6 protein-coding genes are annotated in these 4,893 nt (G+C 43.8%); 1 reads left to right on the top strand and 5 read right to left on the bottom strand.

The features are described 5' to 3' along the window. Positions 1-590 (top strand): hypothetical protein (locus AB3112_RS08125; protein ID WP_367334263.1); only part of this gene is annotated, 590 nt, incomplete at its 5' end. 64 nt (positions 591-654) lie between these two features. Here the strand turns inward: AB3112_RS08125 and smpB are convergent. The 5 genes from smpB to AB3112_RS08100 form a co-directional block, all read right to left on the bottom strand. Next, on the bottom strand, positions 655-1,128 hold the full coding sequence (gene smpB, locus AB3112_RS08120; protein WP_057910533.1) for an SsrA-binding protein SmpB: 474 nt from the start codon (positions 1,126-1,128) through the stop codon (positions 655-657). 20 nt (positions 1,129-1,148) lie between these two features. Beyond that, positions 1,149-3,473, bottom strand: coding sequence for a ribonuclease R (rnr, locus tag AB3112_RS08115; RefSeq protein WP_367334262.1), 2,325 nt, complete (start codon positions 3,471-3,473; stop codon positions 1,149-1,151). 15 nt (positions 3,474-3,488) lie between these two features. Further along, positions 3,489-4,235 carry a carboxylesterase gene (locus AB3112_RS08110; RefSeq protein WP_084975166.1) on the bottom strand — a complete coding sequence of 249 codons (747 nt, stop codon included), beginning with the start codon at positions 4,233-4,235 and terminating at the stop codon, positions 3,489-3,491. A 73-nt stretch (positions 4,236-4,308) separates the two neighbouring features. Beyond that, complete coding sequence (gene secG, locus AB3112_RS08105) at positions 4,309-4,545, bottom strand: preprotein translocase subunit SecG (RefSeq protein WP_367334261.1); 237 nt, start codon at positions 4,543-4,545, stop codon at positions 4,309-4,311. Positions 4,546-4,629: 84 nt separating this feature from the next. Next, the coding region (locus tag AB3112_RS08100; protein WP_367334260.1) for a TrkA C-terminal domain-containing protein at positions 4,630-4,893 on the bottom strand (264 nt) is incomplete at its 5' end.

Raw genomic sequence — 4,893 nt, 5'->3', positions numbered from 1 at the left:
ATGAAAATAATACAAGTAAAGGAAATGCGTTTATGAGTCGAAAATTACAGTTAAACTTAACTGAACTGGATCATACCCGGTCATCAAAAGTGACCGATCAATATCGGGACACCAAGTATTTAATTGTCGGAAAGTGGGGACTCATTTCCGATACCTTTTCCATCTATTCAATTACCGGCGAGCTACTTGTATCCGTTCGACAACAATCAATGGGCATGACGCCGAAGTTTGATTTGTATTATCTGGACCAGTTTGTTGGGACCTCAGTCATTCATTTTACGATGCACTACACGACCATTTTTATTAATGGGATTAACTGGCTGATTACGGGAAATCAAGACAAACAATCGTACAGGATTACCCGCGGCCGGACGCATATTGCCACTATCAAGTCATACAGTCAATCTGACCAGGTTATCCGAATCATGTCAGTTGACAACATTGACCACGAACCGCTGGTGTTGGCCATTGCGGCCTTGCTTAACCATCCCTCTCTCGTCCATGCTTCCAGACTGAAATTAAGCGTTTTGGAAAAGATTTCAGATCCCAAGCTCGAAAGTGAAAACATCCAAACCCTTCATAACAAATGAAAATAAGCGTTGAAAGCAAGCCATCTCTGGTTGCTTCAACGCTTTTTGTTTACTCATATTCAGCTTAGTAATGTTTCATGACCCGATCAATCTGACGCTTCTGGTCACGGCGCTTGATCGTTTCTCGCTTATCAAATTCCCGTTTACCTTTGGCCACACCAATTAACACTTTGGCGAAACCATTTTTTAGATAAACTTTCAAGGGAACAATTGTGATCCCCTTATCCTTTGTCGCTTCAGCAAGGCGATGAATTTGCTTTTTGTGAAGCAGCAGCTTCCGGTTTCGAAGTGGGTCATGGTTAAATTGATTGCCCTGGGCGTACTCACTAATATGAACGTTCATCATATAAGCTTCGCCGTTTCGAATCTGAACGAACCCGTCCTTCAAATTAATTCGCCGATCACGAATTGATTTGATTTCGGTTCCGGTCAAAACAATGCCGGCTTCGACCGTTTCCAAAATGGAATAGTCGTGGCGGGCTTTTTTATTTTGGGCCATCAAATTATCATTATTGTGCTGTTTTTTCCCTTTGGCCATTCGACCACCTCGTTTACATCTTAATGCTTATTGTGATTCTGGTGCCCATTATTGCCGCGTGAATGATTATTATTTCTGCCACGGTTGTTATTGTTTGAATGATTTGAGTGGTTGTTCCCATGACGATCATTGCTGCGATGGTCATTACTGTGGTATGTTCGCTTTGGCAGCATGTTGCTCTGTGGCGTTTTTTCAGGATCCACAATATCAAAATCAACGGCACTTTGCTTAACATCAACGTTGACAACCTTAACTCTAATTGGTTGGCCCATCTTGTAGGTCCGGCGGGTATTTCTGCCGACCAAGGCCATAAACTGCTCAACGTATTGGTAATAGTCGTCGTTCATTCGGCTAATGTGAACCAAGCCCTCAACGGTGTTGGGTAATTCAATAAACAACCCAAACTTCATAACTGAACTGACAACCCCATCAAACTCTTCGCCAAGGTGGTCGTTCATATATTCAGCCTTCTTCATCGCATCAGTATCCCGCTCGGCGTCAACAGCCCGTCGTTCGTATTCGGAAGTCGTGGTGGCAATTTCGTCCAAGACATTCGCGTAACGCTTCTTGGTTTCATCGTTAATGCCGTTATCTTCATAGTAGTGAATCAAACGGTGGACCATCGTGTCCGGATAACGACGAATTGGTGATGTAAAGTGGGTATAAAATGGTGCAGCTAAGCCGAAGTGACCAAGAGATTGGTCAGCGTAACGAGCTTGTTTTAAGCTCCGCAACAGCATAACCGAAACCATCATTTCTTCAGGCTTGCCGGCAACTTTTTTCAAAACGTTTTGTAACGTCTTGGGGGTGACGTGTTCAGGATCACCCTTAACGTTGATTCCAAATGCAGTCAACGTTTCAAAGAAGCTTCTAATCCGGTCAGCATCAGGCGTTTCATGGACCCGGTAAATAAACGGCACGTGGCTTTCGTAATAGTGCTTGGCAACTGTTTCATTGGCTGCCAGCATAAACGACTCAATCATCCGTTCAGCAGTTCCACGAACCCGGAGCTTAATGTCGATTGGATGTCCCTTTTCGTCAACAATGATTTCAGCTTCGTTGTCGTCAAAATCAATGGCACCCCGTGATTTACGGTGTTTGTACAAAATCTTGTGAAGCTCACCCATCGTTTCAAACATTGGTACCAATCGCTTGTATCGATCGATTGTTTTTTCATCGTGAGATTCCAAAATATTATTAACCGCCGTATAAGTCATTCGGGCAGTTGACCGCATCAAACTTGGATGAATCCGGTGTTTGATGATATTGCCGGACTGATCGATTTCCATCTCACAGCTCATACAAAGACGGAGTTGACCCTCATTTAGGGAACAAATTCCGTTCGATAAACGACGTGGCAGCATTGGAATAACCCGGTCGGTTAAATAAACCGATGTCCCACGACGGAAGGCTTCCTTATCAATGGCGCTTCCCGGCTTAACGTAATGGCTCACGTCAGCGATATGAACACCCAAATGATAATTGCCGTTTGGCAGTTTCCAAGCGGTAACCGCATCATCCAAATCTTTAGATGATTCCCCATCAATAGTAACCAAGTCCTGGTCGGTAATATCTTCTCGACCGACTTTTTCTTCTTCGGTCACGTGATCTGGAATTGCGTCGGCTGCTTGAATAACATCCTCAGGAAATTCTGCTGGAATGTCATGGGCGTACACAATTTGTAAAATGTCGATTCCGGGATCATCAACCGAACCGATCACTTCGTCGGCAATCCCCACCATGTATTCGGGATGCTTGGCATCCGGATACTCGGTAATTTGGGCAGTAATCACTTCACCCGGCGTTGGCTTTAGACCAACATCGTTGATATAAAACTTGTATTTGGCAATCTTTTTGTCGTTTAACGTCAATTGGCCAATATAGCCCTTATCGTCGTCGCTTACTTGAAACGGCCCCACAACACGGGTATATTTATGTTCAGCGATGCCAACCACTTTACCTTCTGGGCCGCGGTCCGAACCTGGTTGGGCCGGCCGGACAATTTCCATTTCAACCGTATCACCATTTAAGGCGTTCATGGTATTGTCAGGGGCAATATAAGCGTCCGGAGCGGTTTCATCATACGCGACGAAACCAAATCCTTTATCATTGGCATGGAAGGTTCCGGTTAACTTTTGTTTATCAGGATTCATCTGAAATTTCCCTTCATCAGTCACAACTGCGATCCCATCACGCTCAAGGGCAGCCAACTCTTGGACAATCAATTTGAATGCGGCTGATCCGTGGGTACGTAAAACATCGGCAATCTTTTCGACAGTAAATACGTTATCCGGATAAGTCCGCAGAACGTTTTCTATTTGAATTTTTAAATCATTATCTTGCAATCTATATTCCTCGTATTATTCATAAAGTTTTGTTAGAAATTCTGTTAAGTCCGATTCGAGTTGCTTATGGGCGCTGTTGACAGTAATCATATGACTGGCATTGGGGTATTCATGATAACTGACTTGGCTGTTGATTAACCCGTCTCGAAGCGATTTGGCACTCTGTGGATTCACGATTTCATCGCTCAATCCCTGACCAATGAAGTAAGGTTGATGAATTTTGGGCAAATCCTCGGCAACGCCAACCGTGAAGTCGGCAATTTTTCCAAGTAATTGATCAATATTATCATCCAACCACTTTAACTTTGAATTCATAATGGCTTCATTGGTTTGAAAGCGCACAAAGTTAGCCTTGGCCATTTGCATGAAGGTGTTGTGGACGCTAAATTGTCGTTTGCGGACAATTGGGGAGCCTAATGAGCCGCCACCAACCAGTTGCGGATCATTTTCCAGGGCCTTCGCCGCAAAAATGCCGCCAAGTGAAATCCCAAAAATACTGATTTGGCGATATCCCCGGTCTCGCAAAAATTGAATTGCGGCCTGAGCGTCCTGCCACCATCGTTCAGGTGTTCCTTGAAGTAATATGTCAGTGAAGTCTGCAGTCCCATGTCCGGTAAACATCGGCGCATAGACTGTGTAGTTCTGACGTTCCAAATACCTTGCCAACATTCGAACGTCCACCGGACCGCTCGCAAACGCGTGCAGCAAAATCACTGCTTGAGGGCCGTGTTCGAAATAAAAAGATTTTACTGGGACTTGCATCGCACTCATCCTTTCATGTCACCTCTTCAATTATAATAAAAATCCTCCTGCATTTAAACAGGAGGATTGAATACTAATGAGATGATATCCAAACTAATGCAAGTGCTAAGAGAAAGAAAATTATCCCTAAAACAAGTGTCGTTTTTTGCATGAATGCTTCAAAGCCACGTGGCTTCTGCTTGGCAAACAAGTCATCGGCCCCACCAGTTAAGGCAGACATGGCGTCATTAGTCTTTGATGGTTGCATTAATACTGAGATTGTAATTAACACACAGTCGATCAGCAATAATGTTAACAAAAAATTGTACACGTTGATAGCCTCCTACCGTTCAATCGGCTTAATACTACTCTTACTAAACTAACACATTATAGCAGAATTCGCTACCTTTTGTAATTAAGTTTCGTTTGTTAATGCAATAATTTTTTGTGTAATTGCATGCTGATTCTTGGTTGAAACGTTGATAAAAAGCGTATCGCCCCAACGAACCAGCGTATCACCTGCCGGAATGATTTCAACGCCATTTCGTTCAATCTTTGTGAGCAGGGACCCGGTTGGCCACTCGATCTGGCGAACTTTTTTGCCATCCATATCAGATCCGGCGTACACACTGACCATAATTTGAACGGATCGGCCAAGATTTAACTGGCTTTGAACCTT

It is taken from the genome of Lentilactobacillus sp., assembly GCF_040773105.1.
GTDB classification, from domain to species: Bacteria; Bacillota; Bacilli; order Lactobacillales; family Lactobacillaceae; genus Lentilactobacillus; species Lentilactobacillus parabuchneri.
This window is presented reverse-complemented; position numbering and strand designations above follow the sequence as displayed.